The sequence below is a fragment of the Dietzia sp. B32 genome (assembly GCF_024732245.1).
Taxonomy (GTDB): domain Bacteria; phylum Actinomycetota; class Actinomycetes; order Mycobacteriales; family Mycobacteriaceae; genus Dietzia.
This window is the reverse complement of sequence record NZ_CP093845.1, coordinates 2940900-2964071: the sequence shown is the minus strand read 5'-3', so window position 1 is coordinate 2964071 and position 23172 is coordinate 2940900. Positions and strand designations below refer to the sequence as shown.

23 protein-coding genes are annotated in these 23172 nt (G+C 70.0%); 15 read left to right on the top strand and 8 right to left on the bottom strand.

Annotated features, from left to right (window positions below; translation table 11 throughout):
* Positions 1-2 precede the first annotated feature (2 nt).
* A complete protein-coding gene (locus L8M95_RS14030; RefSeq protein ID WP_260486721.1) occupies positions 3-908 on the top strand; it encodes a TIGR03619 family F420-dependent LLM class oxidoreductase in 906 nt (301 codons plus the stop codon).
* Between the two features lie 100 nt (positions 909-1008).
* Here L8M95_RS14030 and L8M95_RS14025 read toward each other — a convergent pair whose 3' ends face one another.
* Positions 1009-2019 carry an alpha/beta hydrolase gene (locus L8M95_RS14025; protein ID WP_260486720.1) on the bottom strand — a complete coding sequence of 337 codons (1011 nt, stop codon included), beginning with the start codon at positions 2017-2019 and terminating at the stop codon, positions 1009-1011.
* A 189-nt stretch (positions 2020-2208) separates the two neighbouring features.
* Entirely contained in the window at positions 2209-3453 is a 1245-nt protein-coding gene (locus L8M95_RS14020; protein WP_260486719.1) for a cytochrome P450, read from the bottom strand.
* Positions 3454-3699: 246 nt separating this feature from the next.
* Between L8M95_RS14020 and L8M95_RS14015 the strand changes: the two genes are divergently transcribed.
* The 4 genes from L8M95_RS14015 to L8M95_RS14000 all read left to right on the top strand — a co-directional run bounded on the left by L8M95_RS14015 (position 3700) and on the right by L8M95_RS14000 (position 7880).
* Complete coding sequence (locus L8M95_RS14015) at positions 3700-4866, top strand: steroid 3-ketoacyl-CoA thiolase (protein WP_260486718.1); 1167 nt, start codon at positions 3700-3702, stop codon at positions 4864-4866.
* 1 nt (position 4867) lies between these two features.
* A complete protein-coding gene (locus tag L8M95_RS14010; RefSeq protein ID WP_260486717.1) occupies positions 4868-5452 on the top strand; it encodes a GNAT family N-acetyltransferase in 585 nt (194 codons plus the stop codon).
* On the top strand, positions 5449-5952 hold the full coding sequence (locus L8M95_RS14005; RefSeq protein ID WP_396118919.1) for a nitroreductase family deazaflavin-dependent oxidoreductase: 504 nt from the start codon (positions 5449-5451) through the stop codon (positions 5950-5952). The genes L8M95_RS14010 and L8M95_RS14005 overlap by 4 nt, the downstream gene beginning before the upstream one ends.
* Before the next feature lie 212 nt (positions 5953-6164).
* Positions 6165-7880 carry a hypothetical protein gene (locus tag L8M95_RS14000; protein ID WP_260486716.1) on the top strand — a complete coding sequence of 572 codons (1716 nt, stop codon included), beginning with the start codon at positions 6165-6167 and terminating at the stop codon, positions 7878-7880.
* A 116-nt stretch (positions 7881-7996) separates the two neighbouring features.
* Here the strand turns inward: L8M95_RS14000 and L8M95_RS13995 are convergent, their stop codons facing one another.
* Together L8M95_RS13995 and L8M95_RS13990 are read right to left on the bottom strand one after the other, a co-directional pair.
* Positions 7997-8914: an SDR family oxidoreductase gene (locus tag L8M95_RS13995; RefSeq protein ID WP_260486715.1), complete on the bottom strand. Its 918-nt coding sequence runs from the start codon at positions 8912-8914 to the stop codon at positions 7997-7999.
* A 25-nt stretch (positions 8915-8939) separates the two neighbouring features.
* The gene (locus L8M95_RS13990) at positions 8940-9713 is read right to left on the bottom strand and encodes an SDR family oxidoreductase (RefSeq protein ID WP_260486714.1); all 774 of its coding nucleotides are present in this window, start codon (positions 9711-9713) and stop codon (positions 8940-8942) included.
* Between the two features lie 76 nt (positions 9714-9789).
* Between L8M95_RS13990 and L8M95_RS13985 the strand changes: the two genes are divergently transcribed.
* From L8M95_RS13985 to L8M95_RS13960, 6 genes are all read left to right on the top strand, one after another.
* A complete protein-coding gene (locus tag L8M95_RS13985) occupies positions 9790-10575 on the top strand; it encodes an enoyl-CoA hydratase family protein (protein WP_260486713.1) in 786 nt (261 codons plus the stop codon).
* Positions 10572-11501, top strand: coding sequence for a CoA transferase subunit A (locus L8M95_RS13980; protein WP_260486712.1), 930 nt, complete (start codon positions 10572-10574; stop codon positions 11499-11501). The genes L8M95_RS13985 and L8M95_RS13980 overlap by 4 nt, the downstream gene beginning before the upstream one ends.
* Positions 11501-12271 (top strand): CoA-transferase subunit beta, encoded by a 771-nt coding sequence (locus L8M95_RS13975; RefSeq protein ID WP_260486711.1) that lies wholly within the window; start codon positions 11501-11503, stop codon positions 12269-12271. The genes L8M95_RS13980 and L8M95_RS13975 overlap by 1 nt, the downstream gene beginning before the upstream one ends.
* Positions 12268-13350, top strand: coding sequence for a nitronate monooxygenase family protein (locus tag L8M95_RS13970; RefSeq protein WP_260486710.1), 1083 nt, complete (start codon positions 12268-12270; stop codon positions 13348-13350). The genes L8M95_RS13975 and L8M95_RS13970 overlap by 4 nt, the downstream gene beginning before the upstream one ends.
* Positions 13351-13506: 156 nt before the next feature.
* Complete coding sequence (locus tag L8M95_RS13965; protein ID WP_260486709.1) at positions 13507-14136, top strand: hypothetical protein; 630 nt, start codon at positions 13507-13509, stop codon at positions 14134-14136.
* A gap of 148 nt (positions 14137-14284) precedes the next feature.
* Positions 14285-14842, top strand: a complete 558-nt coding sequence (locus tag L8M95_RS13960; RefSeq protein WP_260486708.1) for a hypothetical protein — start codon at positions 14285-14287, stop codon at positions 14840-14842.
* Positions 14843-14946: 104 nt separating this feature from the next.
* Here L8M95_RS13960 and L8M95_RS13955 read toward each other — a convergent pair whose 3' ends face one another.
* Complete coding sequence (locus tag L8M95_RS13955) at positions 14947-16116, bottom strand: acetyl-CoA C-acetyltransferase (protein WP_260486707.1); 1170 nt, start codon at positions 16114-16116, stop codon at positions 14947-14949.
* Positions 16117-16142: 26 nt separating this feature from the next.
* On the bottom strand, positions 16143-16724 hold the full coding sequence (locus L8M95_RS13950; RefSeq protein ID WP_260486706.1) for a TetR/AcrR family transcriptional regulator: 582 nt from the start codon (positions 16722-16724) through the stop codon (positions 16143-16145).
* A 116-nt stretch (positions 16725-16840) separates the two neighbouring features.
* Between L8M95_RS13950 and L8M95_RS13945 the strand changes: the two genes are divergently transcribed.
* Positions 16841-17635 (top strand): hypothetical protein, encoded by a 795-nt coding sequence (locus L8M95_RS13945; protein ID WP_260486705.1) that lies wholly within the window; start codon positions 16841-16843, stop codon positions 17633-17635.
* A 13-nt stretch (positions 17636-17648) separates the two neighbouring features.
* Here the strand turns inward: L8M95_RS13945 and L8M95_RS13940 are convergent, their stop codons facing one another.
* Positions 17649-18455: an SDR family oxidoreductase gene (locus L8M95_RS13940; protein WP_260486704.1), complete on the bottom strand. Its 807-nt coding sequence runs from the start codon at positions 18453-18455 to the stop codon at positions 17649-17651.
* A complete protein-coding gene (locus L8M95_RS13935; protein WP_260486703.1) occupies positions 18452-19699 on the bottom strand; it encodes an acyl-CoA dehydrogenase family protein in 1248 nt (415 codons plus the stop codon). Before L8M95_RS13935 ends, L8M95_RS13940 begins: the two co-directional genes overlap by 4 nt.
* A gap of 77 nt (positions 19700-19776) precedes the next feature.
* Here L8M95_RS13935 and L8M95_RS13930 point away from each other — a divergent pair, with 77 nt between their 5' ends.
* From L8M95_RS13930 to L8M95_RS13920, 3 genes are all read left to right on the top strand, one after another.
* Positions 19777-20631, top strand: a complete 855-nt coding sequence (locus L8M95_RS13930) for a mycofactocin-coupled SDR family oxidoreductase (RefSeq protein ID WP_260486702.1) — start codon at positions 19777-19779, stop codon at positions 20629-20631.
* A gap of 84 nt (positions 20632-20715) precedes the next feature.
* Complete coding sequence (locus L8M95_RS13925; protein WP_260486701.1) at positions 20716-22368, top strand: FadD3 family acyl-CoA ligase; 1653 nt, start codon at positions 20716-20718, stop codon at positions 22366-22368.
* The gene (locus L8M95_RS13920; protein WP_260486700.1) at positions 22365-23162 is read left to right on the top strand and encodes an SDR family NAD(P)-dependent oxidoreductase; all 798 of its coding nucleotides are present in this window, start codon (positions 22365-22367) and stop codon (positions 23160-23162) included. The genes L8M95_RS13925 and L8M95_RS13920 overlap by 4 nt, the downstream gene beginning before the upstream one ends.
* The last annotated feature ends 10 nt before the right edge of the window (positions 23163-23172 follow it).

Below are 23172 nucleotides of genomic sequence, written 5' to 3'. Positions count from 1 at the left end.
CCATGAGCCGCGTAGCGGACGTCGAGTTCTCCGTCCCCGTCTCCTTCTCCCCCGTCGACCAGTACCTCGACATCGCACGCGGCGCCGAGGCCGCGGGTATCGACCGGATCGTCCTGCCCGACTCGCTGTTCCACCCGCGGCGTCAGGACAAGGACTACCCGTACACGCCGGACGGTTCGCGGATGTGGGACGAGAACACCGAGTGGGTGGAGCCGCTCATCGCCTGCGCCGCCATGGGCGGGGCGACCTCCCGGATCAGGTTCTGTCCGCAGGTGCTCAAGGTGGGCCCGCGCAACCCGCTGCTGCTCACCCGGCAGGTGGGCTCGGTCGCGTTGCTCACCGGCAACCGGCTGGACCTGGGCGTGGGCATCGGCTGGGACCCCAACGAGTTCGAATGGTGCGGCGCGCCGTTCAAGGGCCGCGGCAAACGCACCGACGAGTCGCTGGCCATCATGCGAGAAGGCCTGCGTGGCGAGTGGATGGAGTTCCACGGCGAGCACTTCGACTTCGACGAGCTCATCTTCGCCCCGGCGCCGTCCGAGCAGGTCCCCTTCTACGTCGGCGGCCACACCGAAATCGCGCTCAAGCGCGCCGCCCGCGTCGGTCAGGGCTGGACCAGCGCGATGATGGGGTTCGACGACATCGTCGCCACCGTCACCCGCCTGGGCGAACTGCTCGAGGAGCAGGGGCGCTCGCTGGCCGACCGCGGCGACGGCAAGCGCTTCGCTATCCAGGTGGTGTGCCTGGACCGCTACGGCTCGAAGGGCTTCGCCGAGCTCGCGGAGGCCGGCGTCACCGACATCATCGTCATGCCGTGGCTGATCGAGGGCCACGGCTACGACTGCACGGCCGAGCAGAAGGTCGAGTCGATCGCCCGCTTCGGCGAGAAGTACGGCCTCACCGGCTGAGCCCGCAGCGTCAGCCCCGCACGCCCACCGGCCCCGCGCCCCGGCCCCCGATCTCCCGGGGCCGGGGCGCTCCCGGTTGCGCGGCCGGCCGCGGAGCCCCTCAGACGGGCAGGTGCGCCGCGATGTCGTCCAGACACGCGAGGATCGCGCCGTGCGTGTCCTGCGTGGCCTCCAGGTGCATGAGGTGCCCCGCCGGTGCCGTGATCGCGCGGACCATCCGCACGTCATCGTGATAGCGGCCGAGCTTGGCCAGCGGGTCGCGGCCGTGGAATCCCTCGAGGTCCGGGTCGTGCTCGGAGTAGAGGAAGTAGAAGGGCACGGGGTTGGTCTGCCGCTCGAACTCCTTGCGCGCGTGCCAACTCACGTCCATCGCCCGATACCACTGCAGCGGCCCCGCGAACCCGGTCCGCGCGTACTCCGCCTCGTAGGTGTCCATCTCCTCGACGGTCAGCCACGGCCACGGCAGCGGCGGCGCCTCGGGCAGCGCGTCGAGATAGGTGGAGCCGGGCGGATGCTGCCACACGTCGAGGTAGTGATAGTCCGCGGACAGTGCCCAGAAGACGCGGGTGAGGAACTCGCGTTCGCGGCCCGCGAGGTCGGCCTCGGCCACTCCGGGCTGCGCGAAGTAGTGCAGGTGCAGGAAGTGCTCCTGCGCCATCATCGCCGACCCCTCGAGCGGCGGGACCGATCCGGCGGTGCTCATGAACGGGTTCTCCATCCCGATCACGGCCCGCACCAGGTCGGGTTCGAGGTGGCACGTGTCGTAGGCGACGCCGGCGCCGAAGTCGAAGCCCACCAGCACCACCCGGTCCGCGCCCTCGGCCTCGCAGATGGTCACCACGTCGCCGACGACCTCGCGCGGCGCGTAGGCCGCGACGTCCGTGGGCGCATCGGATCCGCCCATCCCACGCAGGTCGGGAGCGATCACCCGCCACCCGGCCGCGGTCAGGACGGGGATCATCCGGTGCCAGGTGAACCAGAAGTGCGGGAACCCGTGCACGAGTACCACGGTCCCGGGGCCGGCCGGCGCCGTGGCGGGTCGGGGGTCCGGGTCGGCGACCACGTAGTGCAGTCGTACGCCGTCACGCTCGATGGAGCGGTGGTCGATCATGGGGATCACCTTGCCTGTTCGATGGGCCGACGGGATCGGTTCGGGGCTTCTGGGGTCGGACGACGACGACGAGGTCGCCCTCTCCCCGGAGACGAGAGCCCCGGCCCGGCCTGCGGAACAGGCGGGACCGGGGCTGACCGGCCGGGGGCCGGGTGTGGCTGCTCGCGGTGTCAGACTCGCTGTGTCAGGTCAGTGCATGACCGGGCACTTGAAGTCGACCTTCCAGTCCTGGATGGCGTTGAGCCAGCCCGACCGCAGACGCGTCGAGTCGCCCAGCGAGGTGATGTCCGGCATGTGATCGGCGATCGCGTTGAAGATCAGCTCGATCTGGAGCTTCGCCAGGTTGGCGCCGATGCAGTAGTGCGGGCCGTTGCCGCCGAACGTCAGGTGCGGGTTCGGGTCGCGGAGGATGTTGAAGGTGAACGGGTCGGAGAAGACGTCCTCGTCGAAGTTCGCCGAGCCGTACATGATCGCGGCGCGGTCACCCTTCTTCATGGTCACCCCGCCGATCTCCACGTCCTCGGTGGCGGTGCGCTGGAACGAGCTGATCGGCGAGGCCCACCGCAGGATCTCGTCGTAGGCGGTCGCCGGGCGCTCGCGCTTGAACAGCTCCCACTGGTCGGGGTTCTCGAGGAACGCGATCATCCCGTGGGTCGTGGCGTTGCGGGTGGTCTCGTTGCCGGCCACGGCGAGCAGGACCACGAACCAGCCGAACTCGTCGGAGGTGAGCTTCTCGCCGTCGAGGTCCGCCTGGACCAGCTTGGTCACCAGGTCGTCGCGGGGGTCGGTCTCGCGCTTGGTGGCCAGCTCCTGGGCGTAGGAGAGCACCATGGCGTTGGCCATCTGCGACTCCTCGACCTTGCCGGGGACGTCGTAGCTCGTCATCTGGTTGGACCACTCGAAGATCTGGTGGCGGTCCTCCATGGGGATGCCGATGAGCTCGGCGATGGCCTGGAGCGGCAGCTCGGAGGCCACGTCGACGATGAAGTCGCCGGTGCCCTTGGCCGCGGCCGTCTGGACGATGTCCTTGGCCTTGGCGGTGAGGTTCTCGCGCATCTTCTCGATGTTGCGCGGGGTGAAACCCTTGGAGATGATCCGCCGGTACTTCTTGTGCTCGTCGCCGTCCTGGTTGATGAACAGCAGGCGGGTGAGCTCGACGATCTCCCGCTCGGTGCCGGGGGCGAAGCGCGGGATGGCGGTGTTCTCCCACGTGGAGAAGACCTCGTTGGTCCGGCGCGAGATCTCCTTGACGTCCTCGTGCTTGGTGACGACCCAGTAGCCGTCGTCGTCGAAGCCGTCCACTCCCGGTTCCTTCGCGCACCACCAGATCGGCTCGGTGCGGCGGAGGTGGGCCCATTCGGGATGGGGAAGGCGCTTTTCGTAGAGCTCCGGATCCGTGAAGTCGAACCCCTCGGGAATGGTGACTGGCTGCACTGGCACTCCTTGACCACGTCTGATTGCGTCTCGTGCTCGGACGGCGCCGGGACATCTCTGCCCTCACCCCGCGCTGTAATCTAGAACACGTTATAAGAACCATACTGGAACACGTTCCTCCGTGGGTTGTGGTTCCCGGTCCGCCCGCCGACCCTGGCGTGCACCCCGCGGGGCGAACCGCGAATCCGCGCCCGGGGTGGCGTAAACTAGAACCCGTTCTAACCTTGCTTCCGAAGGAGCGCATCCATGGGAAATCCCGTCATCGTCGAGGCCGTCCGGACCCCGATCGGAAAGGCCCGCGGCGCACTGTCGGGCCTGCACCCCGCGCACCTGCTGGGCGCATCGCAGAAAGAGGTGATCCGGCGGGCTGGCATCGACGCCGCGCTCGTCGAGCAGGTCGTGGGAGGCTGTGTCACCCAGGCCGGCGCCCAGGGTAACAACGTCACGCGCGGGGCGTGGCTGGCGTCCGGGCTCCCCTGGCAGACGGCGTGTACCACCATCGACTGCCAGTGCTCGTCCGCGCAGCAGGCCAACCACTTCATCGCCAATCTGATCCACGCGGGCGCGATGGACGTCGGCATCGCGTGCGGCGTCGAGTCGATGAGCTGGATCGCTCTGCGCGCGGCCGTCGGCGACGGTTCCAACGGCATGCCCCGCCCGGATGACTGGGACGTCGACCTGCCGGACCAGTTCACGGCCGCCGACCGGATCGCGCAGCGACGCGGGCTCAGCCGCGCCGACCTCGAGGACCTGGGCGTGCGGTCCCAGGCCAACGCGAAGCGCGCGTGGGAGGAGGGCCGGTTCGATCGCGAGACCTTCGCCGTCGACGCCCCCGAACGCCTCAAGGACGGCACCTACACCGGCGAGACGGTCACCGTCACCCGCGACCAGGGGCTGCGCGACACCACCGCCGAGGCGCTGGCGTCCCTCAAGCCCGTCATGGACGGCGGCCTGCACACCGCCGGGACCTCCAGCCAGATGTCCGACGGGTCGGCCGCGGTCCTGCTCATGGACGAGGAGGTGGCCCGCGCCCACGGACTCACGCCGCGCGCCCGCATCGTGCACCAGGCGCTCGTCGGCGGGGAGCCCGAGTACCACCTCGACGGGCCGGTCCAGGCCACGCAGCGAGTGCTGGACCGCTCCGGCATGTCGATCTCGGACTTCGATCTCTTCGAATGCAACGAGGCGTTCGCCTCCGTGCTCCTAAGCTGGGCGCAGGTGCACGGGCCCGACATGGACAAGGTCAACGTCAACGGAGGGGCCATCGCGATCGGCCACCCCGTCGGCAGCACCGGGTCGCGGCTCATCACCACCGCCCTGCACGAGCTCGAGCGCACGGACGGCGAACGCGCCCTCATCACGATGTGCGCGGGCGGCGCCCAGGCCTCGGCGAGCATCATCGAGAGGATCTGACATGAGCAACGCCATCGAGACGGCCGCGAACCGCCGGCGGGAGGTGTTCGCCGCCGTGTCGTCGGCCGACGGGCCCGAGGACGCCGTCCGCGCCATCGCGAGCCTGCTGTCGGTGTCCCCCGACGAGGCGCGTGACGTCCTGAAGACCCCGCTCGAGACGTTCGCGGGATCCCCCTCCGGCGGATCCGGCGACGGTGCCGCCCGGGGCTTCACCCTCCGCCCCTTCACGGAGTCCGAGGAACACACGTCCCTGTTCCACGCGCGCTCGTCCGATGAGACGTCCGCGACCGGCGGGACCTGGGACCTCGAGAAGACCGAGCAGGAGCTCCGGGACGGACTGGCGCGCGTCGAGGCCGAGTCCGCGATGTGGTTCGTCGCGGTCGACACCTCCCGCGACGCCCCGGTGGGGTTGGTGTTCGGCGAACAGGTCGACAACGGCGACGTGGACGTGGCCATCTGGATCCGCCCTGAGGAACGCAAGAAGGGCTTCGGGCTCGCCTCGCTGAAGGAGAGCCGCCGCGAGCTCGCCGCGTTCTTCCCCGGTAAGCACGTGATCGTCCGCGCCCCTCTGGGCGGCGGCCGGTGAGCTCTGCCGACCCGGCACCCGAGACGGGCGTCGACGACCCGCGGAGGGGCGCGCCGTGGGTCGTGGGGCTCATCAAGACGATGTCCAGGGTCAACACGTGGGCATACCGGGTGTCGGGCGGGCGGATCGGCGGGTCCTGGCGAGTGGGTTCCGCCCTGCGGGCCCCGGTGCCGGTGTGTCTCGTGACGACAACGGGCCGCAAGTCGGGCGAGCCGCGGACCGTGCCCCTGCTCCACCTCCCGGACGGAGACCGCGTCCTGCTCGTCGCCTCCCAGGGGGGCCTTCCCAAGCATCCCCAGTGGTACTTCAACGTGCGGGCCGACCCGAACGTCACCGTCCAGGTGGGTCGCCGCCGACGCGCGATGACGGCGAGGGAGGCGACCCCGTCCGAGCGAGCCGAGTTGTGGCCCCGGCTCGTCGAGCGTTACGCGGATTTCGCCGACTACCAGGCCAACACCAGCCGGGTCATCCCGGTCATCATCTGCGAACCCAGAGCCTGACTCCACGCCTCCGACGGCCGGCCCCTCCCCAGGGGCCGGCCGTCGTGATTTCATCGAGTTTCACACCATTGGTCACACCAGTAACATTTCCTGAGCAAACCATTGACATATGAGCTTTCTTAGAGGAATCTAATCTCCGCCGAGGCGCGCCTCCTGCGCTGACCGGCCACGACTGTGATCCAGGGGGATCTCATCTCAGGGAAGGCTTCTTTATGAACAAGTCCAGCAAGGCCGTCGCCGTCGCGGCGTCGGTCCTCCTCGCCGCCGCCGGCACTCAGGGAACAGCCAACGCCCAGGACCTGGGGAGCGTCCTCGACATGCTCCCGTCGCTCATCGACACGGGATCGGCGGGAGATCTGGCCGGCGGTTCGGGCGGACTCTCGCCGCTGGCGGGTTCCGCGGACGCGCCGGGGTCCTCCGAGGTGCCCGGGTCCTCCGGCCTCAGCCCGCTGGGCGGGTCGTCGGACCTGCCCGAGCTGAGCCTGTCGCCGCTCGGCGGCTCGTCCGAGCTCCCCGGGTCGTCCGAGATCCTCCCAGGCTCGGCCGGCGTCCTCGATGGCTCGTCCGAGCTCCCCGGGTCCTCCGAGATCCTCCCCGGCTCGGCCGGCGTCCTCGAGGGCTCCACGTCTCTGCCCACCGACCTCACGGGCTCCCTCGGCACGGTGCCGCTGTCGTCCGAGCTCCTCGGCGGATCCGCCGCACTGCCGGGCTCTGCCGAGCTCCCGCCGCTGTCCACCGAGCTCCTCGGTGGCTCGTCCGACCTGCCGACCGACCTCACGGGCTCCCTCGGCACGGTGCCGCTGTCCACCGAACTGCTCACCGGCTCCGGCGACGTCGGCTCCACCGAGATGGCACCGCTGTCCACCGAGCTGCTCACCGGCTCCGGCGACGTCGGCTCCACCGAGATGGCACCGCTGTCCACGGACCTCCTGGGTGGTTCCGCCGCCTTTGCTTCGTCCGACCTCCCCACGTCGCTCCTCGGGTCGCTGGGCACCACCCCACTCTCCACCGAGCTCGACCTGCTCGGTGGTTCTGCCGAGTTCGGTTCGTCTGACCTCGCCCCGCTCGTGGGATCCGAGGAGATGGCCCCGCTGTCCACCGACCTCCTCGGCGGCTCTGCCGAGTTCGGGTCCTCCGACCTGAACCCGCTCACCGGTTCCACGGGGATGGGTTCGCTCGGGATGGCCCCGATCGTCTCGTCCATCGGTATGGAGCCCCTGTCCACCGAGCTGAACCTCCTCGGAGGCTCCGCGGAACTGCCTGCGCTCTCCGCCGAGTTCCCGGACGGCTCGACCGAGGGCATCGGCGGCTCCGCTGTGCTCGTCGGTGAAGGCATCGCCGGGTCGCTGACCAACGGATCCGCCAACCAGCTCGCGGGCTCGGTGGAGAGCAACTCCGCCGACCCGATCATCGGCTCGATCGCCGAGGGCGGCATCCTTCCGGCGCTTTCCGGTTCCATCTCGGAGACCTCCGGGTCCCTCTCCGGCAACGGTGGCTCGACCGGTCAGAGCTCCGATCTGATCACCGGATCGACCGGCGGCAGCGCCGGGGTCATCACCGGTTCGTTCGGTGAGCTCACCGAGGTCAACGGCTCGCTCACCGCGCTCACCGGGTCGCTCGAGAACGGCTCGCTCCAGGGCACCGCGTCCACCAACCTGGGCTCGGAGATGGGCACGCTCACCTCGCTCGAGAGTGTGGCCAGCCTGGCCGACGGCGGCGCTGCGGGGAGCCTGATCCCGCTGATCGCCATCACCGCATCCGCCGGTGGCGGCGCGGCGCTCGCCACGGCCGCGGCCAACGGCACGATCGTCATGCCGGCCCTGCCCGGCCTGCCCCCGCTGCCCACCCTGTGCGACCTGCCGCAGGCCCAGGTGGATCAGCTGTCAGCCGCGGGTTCGGTCGACGCGCAGCAGTGCCCGCGCCCCTGACGCAACCTGCCGCGAGTCGGGTCTGACCCGCTGAACGACTGAGCCCCGCACCTGCTGGTGCGGGGCTCAGTTCGTCTTATCGTGCGGCGGGACGTGCCGCCCCGGCGCCTAGAGGATCAGCGTGCGCCGTAGACCGGGACCGGTGCCGGCGACTCGGCGAGCAATCGCGGGACCACCGAACCGAGCTCGGCCGGGTCCCACTTGGCACCCTTGTCCTCGGAGGCGGCGCGCTGCCAGCCGTCGCACACGGTCACCTTGCCGCCTTCGACCTCGAAGACGCGGCCGGTGACTTCCGCCGACTCCGAGGAACCGAGCCACACGACAAGCGGCGAGACGTTGGCCGGGTCCATCGCATCGAACGACCCGTCTTCCGGAGCCGCCATCTGCGATGCCATGCCCTCGCCTGCCGAGGTGGTCATCCGGGTGCGCGCCGCCGGGGCGATGGCGTTGGCGGTGACCCCGTAGCCCTTCATCTCGGCCGCGGTCTGGACGGTCAGGAGCGCGATCCCCGCCTTGGCGGTGGCGTAGTTGCCCTGGCCGACAGAGCCGAACAGGCCGGCACCCGAGGACGTGTTGATGACCCGGGCCGCGCGGGGACGCCCGGCCTTCGACTCCGCGCGCCAATACTCGGCGGCGTGGCGAAGCGGGGCGAAATGCCCCTTGAGGTGCACGTTGATGACGTTGTCCCAGTCGTCCTCACCCATCCCGACGAGCATCCGGTCGCGCAGGAATCCCGCGTTGTTCACCAGGACGTCGAGTCCACCGAACGTGTCGATCGCCTGCTGGACGAGCTCACGGGCCCCCTCCCACGAGGAGATGTCGTTGCCGTTGACCACGGCGTCGCCACCGGCGGCCTTGATCTCCGCGACGACCTGCTCGGCCGGCGACTCACCCACGTCCGATCCGTCGAGACCGGCACCGAGGTCGTTGACCACGACCTTGGCCCCCTCCGCGGCGAAGGCCAGCGCATGCTCGCGGCCGATCCCGCGGCCGGCCCCGGTGACGATGACGACGCGTCCGTCGCAGATACCCATAGTCGTTCTCCTTGTTCGTGTGTGGTCAGTGCTTGTTGTCGGCTGTGGACGCCGAGAGGAATGCGGGCTTCTCGCCACCGCCGTGGACCAGCAACTCGGCCCCCGTGATGTACGCGGCGAGTGGCGAGGCCAGGAACGCCGCGGCCTGTCCGACGTCGCGGGGGTCCGCCATCCGGCCCATCGGGATCGTCGCGTCGACGGCCGCCACCCCGTCGGCGTCCCCGTAGTGCATCTCGGCGAGTTCGGTCTTGACGGGCCCCACCACGACGGAATTGATACGGACCGCAGGAGCCCACTCCACGGCCAGAGACTGCGTGAGCGAGTCGACGCCCGCCTTGGCCGCCCCGTATGACGCCGTACCCGGCGAAGGCCGGTGTCCGGAGACGGACGAGATGTTGATGATCGCCCCTCCGGTCGGTTGCATCACACGGTTGGCCTCCTGCGAGACGGTCAATGCCGACAGGAGGTTGAGGGCGACGATCTTCGAGTGGAAGTTGGCGCTCGCCTCCGCGGCGAGGGCGAACGGTGCGCCCCCGGCATTGTTGACCACCACGTCGAGCCGCCCGTGTCTGGCGACGATGTCGTCGACCATCGCGCGCACGGCGTCGGCGTCGCGGAGATCGACCGGGTGGAACTCCAGATCCGCCACCCCGGAGCCCTCGTCGGCGGGTCGACGGGCACAGGTGACGACGACCGCGCCGGCCTCCCTGAAGACCGTGCTGATGCCCGCGCCCACACCGCGTACGCCCCCCGTGATGAGGACGACCTTCCCCGCCAGACCCAGATCGATGTTCGTCATGCGTGCTAGCCTACCAAGCAAGCGTTTGGTTAGTCACCGACCCGTCGAGGACGGCGGTGGCGCGGGAAGGAGCTCCATGGGCATCAGTGTCGACAAGGGCGCGGACGGGATAGCCACCGTCACCGTCGACTACCCTCCGGTCAACGCCATCCCGTCCGCGGGATGGTTCGAACTCGGCGATCAGATCCTCGCCGCGGGGCGCGACCCCGAGGTCCACGTGGTGATCCTGCGGGCCGAGGGCCGGGGGTTCAACGCGGGCGTCGACATCAAGGAGATGCAGGACTTCGAGGGCTTCGACCACCTGCTCGCGGCGAACCGCGGCTGCTACGTGGCCTTCAACGCCGTCTACGAGTGCGCGGTCCCCGTGATCGTGGCGGTGAACGGCTTCTGCGTGGGCGGCGGCATCGGTCTGGTGGGCAACGCCGACTGCATCGTCGCCTCCGACGACGCGGTGTTCGGCCTGCCAGAGGTGGACCGGGGAGCACTCGGTGCCGCCACGCACCTGTCCCGGATGGTCCCGCCACACATGATGCGCACCCTGTACTTCACGTCGCGAAACGTCACCGCGCAGCAGCTGCACTCGTGGGGAACGGTGTACGACGTGGTCCCCCGTGACCAGCTCGACGCGGCCGCACGCGATCTCGCCGAGGCGATCGCCGCCAAGGACACGCGGGTCATCCGTGCGGCCAAGGAAGCCATCAACCACATCGATCCCATCGACGTGAAGTCCTCCTACCGGATGGAGCAGGGCTTCACCTTTGAACTCAACCTCGCAGGTGTGGCAGACGAGCACCGCGACGAGTTCGTCAAGACCGGCAAGAATCTGGACAAACGATCCGAGAGGACGGGCGAGCACAAGTGACGACGACCCCCACCCCGCGCGACAAGCGCACCAGTCTCGACGAGGCCGTGTCGCGCCTCTCCAGCGGCATGACCATCGGTATCGGTGGATGGGGTTCACGGCGTAAGCCGATGGCACTCGTCCGGGCGATCTTGAGGCGCGAGGACCTGACCGACCTCACCGTCATCACCTACGGCGGTCCGGACCTGGGCCTGCTGTGCTCGGCGGGCAAGGTCTCCAAGGCCTACTACGGGTTCGTCACCCTGGACTCCGCGCCGTTCTACGACCCGTGGTTCGCCAAGCGGCGCACCGAGGGCTCGATCGTCGCCCGCGAGATGGACGAGGGCATGGTCCGCGCCGGCCTGACCGCCGCCGCGCAGCGCCTGCCGTTCCTGCCGACCCGCGCCGGGCTCGGCTCGGACGTGTTCCGCTTCTGGGGCGACGAGCTCAAGACCGTCGACTCCCCGTACCAGGTGGATGGCAGGACCGAGACGCTGGTCGCCATGCCCGCCCTGCGCATGGACGCCGCGCTGATCCACCTGGACAAGGCGGACAAGCACGGGAACGCCGCGTTCACCGGCGCCGACGGGTACTTCGACGATCTGTACGCCATGGCCGCCGACACGGTCCTGCTCGAGACCGACGAGATCGTCGAGTCCGCGGACGCCCTGATGAACGAGGTCGGCCCGCAGCGCATGCTGCTCAGCCGCATGTTCGTCGACACCGTCTCCGAGGCACCGAACGGCGCCCACTTCACCTTCGCCGGCGGCTACGGGCGCGACGAGGCGTTCCAGAAGCACTACGCCGCGTCCGCGAAGGACGAGACGTCGTGGAAGGCGTTCGTCGACGAGTTCCTGTCCGGGTCCGAGGAGGACTACCAGAAGGCCGTCACCGCGTTCGCGGAGAAGGTCGCTGCCGAAAAGGCCGCCCAGAAGGGAGCCAAGTGATGTCCGACGTCACCACCGAGACCGCTACCAGGGCCGAGTACTGCGCTGTCGCGTGCGCGGAGATCTTCGCCGGCGCCGGCGAGATCTTCGCCTCGCCGATGACCCCGATGGCCACCATCGGCGCCCGCCTGGCCCGGCTCACCACCGAGCCCGACCTGCTCATCACCGACGGCGAGTATCGCTTCCTCGGCCAGACCCCGCCGCTGGGCAAGACCATCGACTTCGAGGGGTACATCCCGTTCCCCCGTGTGTTCGACGTCCTGCAGGCCGGCACCCGCCACGTGGTGATGGGCGCCAACCAGATCGACCGCTTCGGTAACCAGAACCTGTCCGCGTTCGGTGACGACGTCCAGAAGCCCACCCGCCAGATGTTCGGCCTGCGCGGCGCGCCCGGCAACTCGATCAACCACGCCACCAGCTACTGGGTGGGCAAGCACTCCTCGCGGGTGTTCACCGAGAAGGTCGACGTGGTCTGCGGCATCGGTTACGACCGCTACACGCCCGGCGACCCGGCGTTCCGCTACCACCACCTCCACCGCATCGTGTCCAACCTGGGCGTGTTCGACTTCGGCGGCGCCGACCACAGCATGCGGGCGCTCAGTCTGCACCCCGGCGTGACCGCCGACGAGGTCGCCGAGAACACCGGCTTCGAGATCGAGGGCCTCGCCGACGCCGCGGTCACCCGCGACCCCTCGGCCGAGGAGCTGCGCATCATCCGCGAGGTGCTGGACCCCCGCGGGTTCCGCGACCGCGAGGTGCCGGCCGCATGAGCGCTCCCACCATCTCGACCGCCTTCACCGAGCTCGTCGGCGTCGAGTACCCCATCGTCCAGACGGGCATGGGCTGGGTCTCCGGACCCGAGCTCACCGCGGCCACCGCCAACGCCGGCGGCCTGGGCATCATCGCCTCGGCGACCATGACGTTCTCGGAGCTCGAGAGCGCGATCGTGCGCACCAAGGAGCTGACCACCAAGCCGTTCGGCGTCAACCTCCGGGCCGATGCCGAGGACGCCGCCGAGCGGTGCGAGCTGATGATCCGTCACGGGGTCAAGGTCGCGTCGTTCGCGCTCGCGCCCAAGCCCGAGTTGATCGCCAGGCTGAAGGAGAACGGCCTCGTCGTCATCCCCTCCATCGGCGCGGCGAAGCACGCCGTCAAGGTGGCGTCCTGGGGCGCCGACGCGGTGATCGTCCAGGGCGGCGAGGGCGGCGGGCACACCGGACCGGTGGCCACCACCCTGCTGCTCCCCAGCGTGATCGACGCCCTCGGCGGCGCGGGGAACACCTCGATCCCCGTGGTCGCCGGCGGTGGGTTCTTCGACGGCCGCGGACTGGTCGCGGCGTTGTCCTACGGTGCCGCGGGCGTCGCGATGGGCACCCGCTTCCTCCTCACCAGCGACTCGCAGGTCCCCGACGCGGTGAAGCAGCAATACCTCGAACGCGGACTCCAGGACACCGTCGTCTCCACCCGCGTCGACGGCATGCCGCACCGCGTCCTGCGCACCGGTCTGGTCAACGCCCTCGAATCGGGCAGCCCCCTCAAGGGCATGGCCGCCGCCGTCCAGAACGCCAATAAGTTCAAGTCCATGACCGGCATGAAGTGGCAACAACTGGCCAAGGACGGCCTCAACATGAAAAAGGCGTCCGACCGCACGTGGCAGCAGATCGTCATGGCCGCCAACACCCCGATGCTGCTCAAGGCCGGGCTGGTCGAGGGCAACACCGAGGCCGGAGTCCTGGCCTCCGGACAGGTCGTGGGCATGATTGACGACCTGCCGAGCTGCGACGAGTTGATCCAGCGGATCATGACGCAGGCACACGAGCGACTCGACGCCCTGGGACGCCTGGCCTGATCACAGCACGCCCGTTCCGCGCGAGCCACGCCCGCCACCCACAGGGGTGGCGGGCGTGCGTCGTCCGATCAATCAGCTGATCCTCAGGACTCTCTTGGTCTAACGTGAACTCCACGTTCGCGTTCCGCGACCATTCCCCACGCTCAGGAGTCACCTATGACCGCTCCCCGCCACGCCGTCCGGATCGCCGCCGTCCTCGGCGCGACCACCGCCCTCACCCTCGCCGGCGCTGGCGTCGCGTTCGCGACCACCGCCACCTCCGACGTCACCGGCAACACCGTCTCGGTCGAGTTCGAACTCGAGTCGGGCGAGCTCGGCGACACCTGCGGGGCGGCGCTCGTTCCGCCCACCGCCGGTCTGGAGATCCTCGACAGTGTCAGCGGAAACGGTGGCCTCGGCGGCATCCTCACGGGGCTCGACGCCCTCGACGGGGTGCACGTCCTCAAGAAGGGCGTCTCCCCGACCGTCATCATGACCCTGGCGACCCCGAGCGACACCGTCAGCGCCTCCGAGGTCCCGTCCGGCCTCTACGGCCTGGTGACGGTGTGCCTCTCCACGCTGTCCGATCCGGGCATCTCCATCGTCACCGTCGGCAGCCCCCTCGACGTGATCAGCGGACTGAGCTCTGACGGCCTTCTCGAGACCGGTTCCGCCATGCTCCAGGGTGGCACGGAAGGCGGCGGCCTCGACACCCTCTCGTCCGTTCTCGGCGGCGGCGAGACCGAGGGCGAGCTCGACCTGGGCACCCTGTCCTCCGCGCTCGGCGAGACCGATACCGAGAACTGATTCCGACGACGCCTCGGCTCGTCATCGGTGCCCGGCTCGCGACAGCGGGTCGGGCACCGGCCATTTCGCGACGGCGTGTAACACTGAGCGTCTCCTGAGCGACAGCGTGATCGAGAACACCGCGTCGATCAACCACCAAGGAGCGTTCATGACCATCGCGAAGAAGGCGGCCGCCGGGCTCACCGCTATCGCCACCGCTGCCGGACTCACTGTCGCGGGTGCCGGCGTCGCGAACGCCGCCGCTCCCGTGCCGCACGTGTTCGGTAACCAGGTCGTGGTGGACATCAACCAGCCCCTCGAGGGCCAGACGTGCCTCGGAATGCTCGTCCCGCCGTACGCGGCCGCTGACCTCGCCGGCGCCGCCGTCGCCGGGGGCGGCGACCTCATGACCATCGTCCGCGCACTCGGCAACCGCGGCGACGTCATCTCGCTGAAGGGCCCCGGCATTCCCGGCATCTTCAACCTCCCGATGACGCTGCCCGGCCAGCCAGGCAAGCTCACGGCCGAGAACGTGCCTTCCAACATCTACGCGCTCGCCGTGATCTGCCTGACCGGCGGCGGGCCCGCCGAGCCGCACCTTTTCCCGGCCGTTGTCGGCAACCCCCTGGACGCGTTCGCGGGCAGTGCCGCCGGCAGCAGTGGTGTCGCCCCGGCGCCCATCCAGGGCGGCGGCACCACCGGTTCCACGAGCGGTTCCGCTTCCTGACCGACGCCGGAGCTGGAACGAGGGCCCGACTTCCTCGCGGAAGTCGGGCCCTCGTCGTTTCCCCGGGCGGTCAGATCGCGGCGGTCGTCAGATCGCGGGCGCGGTCAGGAGTCCAAGCGCTCGATGATCGTGACGTTGGCGGTGCCGCCGCCCTCACACATGGTCTGCAGGCCGTAGCGGCCGCCGGTGCGCTCGAGCTCGTTCAGCAGGGTCGCGAACAGCTTGGCTCCCGTGGCGCCGAGCGGGTGGCCCAGTGCGATGCCGCCACCGTTGGGGTTGACGCGCGCCGGGTCCGCGCCGGTCTCCTTGATCCACGCCAGGACGACGGGAGCGAAGGCCTCGTTGATCTCCACCACGTCGATGTCGTCGATCGTCAGGCCGGTCTTCTCCAGCGCGTACTTGGTGGCCGGGATGGGTGCCGACAGCATCATCACCGGGTCGTCGCCCCGGACGGTGAGGTGGTGGATACGGGCGCGGGGCTTCAGGCCGTACTTCTCGACCGCCTCGGCGGAGGCGAGTAGCCCGGCGGACGCTCCGTCACAGATCTGCGAGGCAACGGCAGCGGTGAGGGAGCCGCCCTCGGCCAGCACCGGCAGGGAGGCCATCTTCTCGAGGGTGGTCTCGCGCGTGGTCTCGTCGGCCTCGAGACCGGCCATCGGGACGTACTCGCGGGCGAAGCGCCCCTCGGCGATCGCGGCGCGGGCGCGCTGGTGGGACTGCAGCGCCCACTCCTCCATCTCGCGGCGGGAGATGTCCCACTTGTCGGCCATCATCTGTGCACCGTTGAACTGCGAGATCTCCTGCGAGCCGAAGCGCTCGACCCAGCCTGTGGAACCGGTGAACGGGTCGTCGAATCCGTACTCACGCCCGGCGAGCATCGCCGAGGAGATCGGCAGTGCGCTCATGTTCTGTACGCCGCCGAACAGGATCACGTCCTGGGTGCCGGACAAGATGGCCTGCGCGCCGAAGTGGATGGCCTGCTGGCTGGAACCACACTGGCGGTCGACGGTGGTGCCCGGGACGCCCAGGGGCATCCCGGCGGCGAGCCAGGCGGAGCGCGCGATGTTGCCGGCCTGGGGGCCGATGGTGTCGACGCAGCCGAAGATCACGTCGTCGACGACCTCCGGGTCAACACCCGTCCGCTCGACGACCGCCTTGATGACATGGGCGCCCAGGTCGGCCGGATGCTGTCCGGACAGGCTGCCGCCGCGCTTGCCGACGGGTGTCCGCACGGCGTCGATCACGTAGGCCTCGCGGCCGGTCACGCTGGTCATGTGTCTCCTCGGAGTGGGTGGATGCGTCAGTCGACGGCCAGGCCGTCGAGCACGATGTTGAGGTATTGGTCCGCGATGGCCGCGTGGTCGTTGTCGTCGTCGGGCCGGTACCACCGCACGGCGACCCACACGGTGTCGCGGAGGAACCGGTAGGTGAGCCGCACGTCGAGGTCGCCGCGGAACTCCCCCGATTCCATCCCCCGGGTCAGCACGTCGGTCCACATCTCGCGGAACTCGGTGTTGCGCTCGCGGAGGTAGTCGAACCGCGGGTTGCCACGGAGGTGCTTGAGTTCGTCCTGGTAGATGGCGACCTCGTCACGGTCGCGGTGGATGGCCTCGAAGGAGGCCCGGACCAGATGCTCCAGGGTCTCGCGGGGCCCGAGCCCCGCCTCCACGATCCGGCGGTACTCGCCGAAGAGGGCGTCGAGGAATCCGCGCAGGATCTCGTCGACGATCGCCTCTTTGGAGGAGAAGTGGTGGTACAGACTGCCCGACAGGATTCCGGCGGCGTCCGCGATGTCGCGGACGGTCGTCGCCCTCAGTCCACGCTCGGCGAAGAGCCCGGCCGCAATCGACAGCAGCTCCTCACGCCTGGTCGTACTCGTCATGCGCCCACCCTACCAACCAAGCACTTGCTAGGTTGTGGGACCGTTCCCGTGACACCCGTCGCCCACCCCGAGGGAGATGAGCCGAGGATCGGGCGAGCGTGCCTAGACTGCCCGGCATGCGCTCCACCATCACCACCCCGTCCCGCTGTCACGGCCGTAGGGTCCTCGCGGCGTCGGCGTCGCTCGGCCTCGCCCTGGCCCTCTCCGCCTGCACGATCGGTGGGGGCGACGACGGCGAGGGCGGCGCCTCCCCCACCACCGCGGCGGCCGGGTCCACCGAACCGGAGTACCCCGGGGACGCGGGATCGACCCCGCCGGCGTCAGAGGTCGAGCAGCTCGTCCTCACCGCGGAGGACGCCCCGGAGGTGGGTCTGCAGCCCGTCCCCGCGGATGAGATCGCCGGAGGGATGGATGCCCTCGGCGCGTTCACCTCCGACGTCCGGGTCGAGCCGGAACAGTGCGCCGACGTCAGCCAGGACGGGTTGGGCGCGCAGTCGGAGCCGGGCGCGATGGCGATCCAGGCCGGCCAGGTCGGCGACACCTCGATCGCCGTGGCCGTGACCCGGGTGACCGAGGGGCTGCCCGCGCGGGCCCAGCAGATCGAGGACTGCCCGGTCATGACGGTGACGTTCCCGCTGCAGGGCGAGGAGATGGTCACCGAGGCGACGAACTCGCTGCTCGACGTCGATGCGCCGGAGGGGGTCGAGGACTTCGCGGCCGTGGTCCAGGACAACTCGATGGACATGATGGGGCAGACGATCCGGACCTCGAACGTGATGATCACGGGAGTCGTCCGAGGGCTCGGCATCTCCGTCACCGCGTCCGGTACCGACGGGCCGGTCTCCGACGAGGCTCGGGACACCGCCCTCGGACTCTTCGCCGCGCAGGCCGAGAAGGTCCGGAACGCCTGACCCGCGGCGTCCGTCAGGCCCGCTGCGAGGAGATGGAGACGACCTCGCCGGTGAGGTAGGTCGTGTAGTCGCTGGCGAGCATGGCGATGGTCGCGGCGACCTCCCACACGTCGGCGGCGCGGCCGAAGGCCTCCTTGGCGGCGAGTTCGTCGAGCAACTCGGACGACGCGGACTTCTCGAGGAACTTGTGGCGGGCGATGGACGGGGCGATCGCGTTGATGCGCACGCCGTAGTCTGCGCCCTCGATGGCCGAGCACCGGGTCAGCGCCATGACGCCGGCCTTGGCCGCCGCGTAGTGCGCCTGCGCCCGCTGGGCGCGCCAGCCGAGCACCGAGGCGTTGTTGACGATCACTCCGTTGTGCGGCACGTCGCGGAAGTACCGCAGCGCGGCACGCGTCGCGCGGAAGGTCCCATTAAGGGTGATGTCCAGGACGCGGTCCCAGTCCTCGTCGGTCATGTCGACGAGTTCGGTCTCGCCGCCGAGTCCGGCGTTGTTGACGAGCACGTCGATCCGGCCCAGCTTCTCTGCGGCGCCCGCGATCAGCGCGTCGACGTCCGAGGTCGACTGCACGTTGCAGGCCACCGCCTCGAACTGCTGGTCGGGGAACTCGGCGGCGAGCGCGTCGCGGGCCTCGTTCATACGCCGCTCGTGGAAGTCCGAGACCAGGACGTCGGCGCCCTCGAGGGCCGCGCGGCGGGCGGCGGAGAAGCCGATGCCGGTACCGGCGGCGGCCGTGACGACGACCTTCTTGCCCTTGAGCAGTCCGTGCCCGGGGGTCTCCTCGGGAACGACTGCGAGGGGGGATGTGCGCTCGGTCATGACGGCCTGGCCTCTCGGGGTAGTCCGAGCACGCGCTCGGAGATGATGTTGCGCTGGATCTCGTTGGATCCGCCGTAGATGGTGTCGGAGCGGGTGAAGAGGAAGAGTCGCTGCCACAGCGCCAACTCGACGTTCTCCGGGTCGCGCAGGTCGTTGGGGGCTCCCTCGGAGGTGTGGGTGGGCCCAGTGAGCGACCTGGCCCCCTGCACGTCCATCGCGAGCTCGCCGAGGTCGCGGTGCCAGTTGGCCCACAGCAGCTTCGCCGCGGACGCGTTGCCGCCGGAGGAGTCACGCTCGGCGAGGGTCCGCAGCGCATGGGCCCGGATCACCTTGAGCCCGATCCACGCCCGGGTGATGCGCTCCCGCACGGCCGGCACCTCGGCACTACCGTTGGCGCGGGCCATGGCCACGATCTCGTCGAGTTCGCGGGCGAAACCGACCTGCTGCCCCAGCGTGGAGACCCCGCGCTCGAACTCGAGCAGGGTCATGGCCACCTTCCACCCGTCGCCCCGCTCCCCCACGATCATCCCGGCGTCGGTGACGGCGTCGTCGAAGAAAACCTCGTTGAACTCACTGGTGCCGGTCAACTGCTGGATCGGACGTATCTCGACGCCGGGCTGGTCGAGCGGGACGAGCAGGAAGCTCAGCCCCTTGTGGCGGCTCGTGCCCTCCTCGGTGCGGGCCACCACGAACACCCACTGACTGAGGTGCGCGAGCGAGGTCCACACCTTCTGGCCGTTGAGGTGCCACTTGCCGTCCTCCCGGAGCTCGGCGGTGGTGGCGACGTTGGCCAGGTCGGATCCGGCGCCGGGCTCGGAGTACCCCTGCGCCCAGAGCTCGGTCACGTCGATGATCCGCGGCAGGAACCGGTCCTTCTGCTCCTGCGTCCCGTGGGCGATGAGGGTCGGGCCGAGGAGCGTCTCGCCGAGATGCGACACCCGCGCCGGGGCGTCGGCCTTGGCGTACTCCTCGTGGAAGCGCACCTGCTGGCTCAGTGACGCGCCGCGCCCACCGTGTTCGACCGGCCAGCCGACGCAGGTCCATCCGGCCGCCGCCATGTGCCGCTCCCAGGCGAGACGCTGGGGGAAGAACTCGTGTTCGCTCCCCGGGCCGCCGACGCCCTTGATCTCGGCGAACTCGCCGACGAGGTTGGCGTCCAGCCAGGTGCGGAACTCCGCGGCGAACTCGTCATCGGTCATCTCCGACGCGGGCTTGCACTTCTCGGGTGCCGTGCTCTCGGTCATGCGGCCACACTACCAAGCACTTGCTTGGTTCGTGGGATCCGGCCTCCGCCCACGCCGCCATCGGTTTGGATGAGCCCATGACCACCCCCTCGAAGCCCCTGGCCGGCAAGGTCGCCTTCATCACCGGAGCCGCCCGCGCGCAGGGTCGGGCCCACGCGGTCCGCCTCGCCTCGGAGGGCGCCGACGTCGTCGTCTCCGATGTCTGCGCGCCGGTGTCCGGGTCCGCCACCTACCCCGCCCCCACACCGGACGACCTGGGCGAGACCGTCCGCCTGATCGAGGAGACGGGTCAGCGCGCCCTCTCGGCCGTCCTCGACATCCGGGACCTGGGCGCACTGCAGGGCCTCGTCGCCCGCACGGTCGACACCTTCGGACGGCTGGACATCCTGGTCGCCAACGCCGCGGTCCTCAGCTGGGGCCGCCTGTGGGAGATGCCGGAGGACGACTGGGACACCGTCATCGGCGTCAACCTCAGCGGGACGTGGCGGACGATCCGCGCGGCCGTGCCGGCGATGATCGAGGCCGGCAACGGCGGGTCGATCATCATCGTCAGCTCGTCCGCCGGCCTCAAGGCCACGCCCGGCAACGGGCACTACTCCGCCTCGAAGGCCGGCCTGGTGGCGTTGACCAACGCGCTCGCACTGGAGGTGGGCGAGTTCGGCATCCGCGTCAACTCGATCCATCCCTACTCGGTGGCCACGCCCATGATCGATCCCGAGGGGATGGCCGAACTCTTCGGCCGCTTCCCGTCGTTCCTCCACAGCTTCGCCCCGATGCCTCTGAAGAACGCCCGGGTGGACGGCGCGAGCACCCTCGCCGACTTCATGCCGCCCGAGGAGGTCTCCGAGGTGGTCTCGTACCTCGCCGGGGACGGGTCGCGGTCGATCTCCGGGGTCCAGCTCACCGTCGACCGGGGTGCTTTCAAGTACTAGCCGGACGCGCGGATCGAGACTGACCAAGCACTTGCTTGGTAGGGTTGCGTGCGCCACACCCGCAGCCCCACCGAGGAGTCCGCGATGAATCCCCCCGCCGAGACCACGCCCGCCCAGGGCACTGCCGTCGAGACCACGCCCGCCGCCCTTCGCCGCGCGGCGCTGACGTGGCCGGACCGCGAGGCGATCGCCGATGTCCAACCGGGACAGGACACCCGCTGGACGTGGGCGCAGCTGCTCGACGAGGTCCGCCGGTTCGCCGCAGGCCTCGTGGCCCGCGGGGTCGCCCCCGGCGACCGCGTGGTGATCTGGGCGCCCAACACCCGCCACTGGGTGGTCGCGGCTCTGGGCGTGCAGTACGTCGGAGGCGCCGTGGTCCCGGCGAACACCCGCTACACCGGGAGCGAGACGCTCGAGATCATCCAGCGCACCCACGCGGTCGCGGCCGTGGTCGCGGGACCGTTCCTCGGGTCCGATCGGATCGCGGACCTCGCCGCGGCCGCGCGCGGGACGGCGGGCGACACCCTGGCCGGGGTCACCGAGCTGCGGACCCTCGTCCGCATCCCCCTCGACAGTGCCCCCGCCGACAGTGCCCCCGCCGACGGCATCCACGCCGACAGCATCCACGGCGCGGACGTGCACCTCCTCGACTTCGCCGACCTCCGGGCGCTGGCCACCGAGGACCTGCTCGCCGAGGCCGACGGCCGCGCGGACGCGGTGACCGGCGACGACGTCGCCGACATCCTGTTCACTTCCGGCACCACCGGCAAGAGCAAGGGCGTCGTGGCCCTGCACCGCCAGACCGTCGCCGGCGCGCGCGCATGGGGATCCAACGGCGGGCTCACCGAGAACGACCGCTACCTCATCGTCAACCCGTTCTTCCACAGCTTCGGCTACAAGGCCGGCTTCCTCGTGTGCACCCTGTTCGGCGCGACCATCATCCCGCTGGCCGTGTACTCGACCGCCGAGACGATGCGCCTGGTCCAGACCGAGCGTGCCACCGTACTGCCGGGGGCGCCGACCATCTTCCAGACGCTGCTCGACGACCCGTCCCGCAGCGCGTACGACCTGTCCTCGCTGCGCCTGGCCGTCACCGGTGCCTCGGTCGTCCCCGTTGTGCTGGTCGAGCGCATGCAGTCCGACCTGGGGCTGGAGACGGTGCTCACCGCGTACGGGCAGACCGAGACGATGGGGTTCATCACCACCACCACCGCGGACGACGACGACGTCACTGTGGCCACGACCTGCGGCCGCGCCTACCCCGGCATGGAGATCCGGATCGGCGGGTCCGGCGAGATCCTCACCCGTGGCGAGATGGTCATGCAGGGCTACCTCGACGACCCGGAGAACACCGCCGAGACCATCGACCCCGACGGCTGGCTGCACACCGGAGACGTCGGGGAGATCGACTCCCGTGGCAATCTCCGGATCACCGACCGGCTCAAGGACATGTACATCACTGGCGGGTTCAACGTGTACCCGGCCGAGATCGAGCAGGCCCTCGCCCGCATCGACGGCGTCGTCGAGTCCGCGGTGATCGGCGTTCCCGACGAGCGGATGGGCGAGGTCGGCAAGGCCTTCATCGTCCGGCGCGAGGGGTCGGGGCTCACCGAGCAGGACGTGAAGGACTTCGCCGCCGAGCACCTGGCCAACTTCAAGCGACCGCGGACGGTCGAGTTCGTCGAGGCCTTCCCCCGCAACGCCTCGGGCAAGATCCTCAAGACCGAGCTCCGATGACCGAGCCGGGCGGGCCCGGCGGAGCGGGCGCGGTGGTGGTCACGGGCGCGTCCGGCGGGATCGGGGCGGCGGTCGCACGCCGCCTGTCCGCCGAGTTCCCCGATGCGCCGGTGGTGCTGGGGTACCGGTCGACCGAGCCCGTCGACCTCGCGCACGACCTGACCGCGGAGGGATCCCGGACCGTCGAGTGCGTCCGCCTCACCCCGGGGCGGGACGGCGCCGACGGGAACGACGACGAGGTGGCCGGGGTGATCGACGGGATCGCCTCCCGACACGGCGGAATCCGCGTGCTGGCCCACTGCGCCGGTCCGCACGTGCCCATGGTGCACCTGTCCCGGATCGCACCGTCCGAATTCCGTCGACAGCTCGAGGACGACGCGGTCGGGTTCTTCGCGATCGTGCGCCCCGCGCTGGAGCACCTGCGTGCGGTGGGGGGCAACGTCGTCGTCGTCACCACCGCGGCCACCACCCGCTACCCGGTGCGCGACGGACTGTCGGCCGCCCCCAAGGGCGCGGTCGAGCAGCTCGTCCGCGGCCTGGCCACCGAGGAGGGGCGCTTCGGGGTGCGGGTGAACTGCGTGGGCCCGGGGATGCTGACCGACGGCATGGCCTCCCGGCTCATCGCCTCCGGCGACCTCGACGAGCGCGCGCTAGAGGTCACCCGCGGCAACATCCCGCTGCGTCGGTTCGGAACCGCTGCCGACATCGCCGAGGCCGTGGCGTTCCTCGCCTCCGACCGCGCGGGCTTCATCTCCGGACAGAAGCTCGACGTGGACGGCGGCTACGGCGTGTGAGGTACAGTAC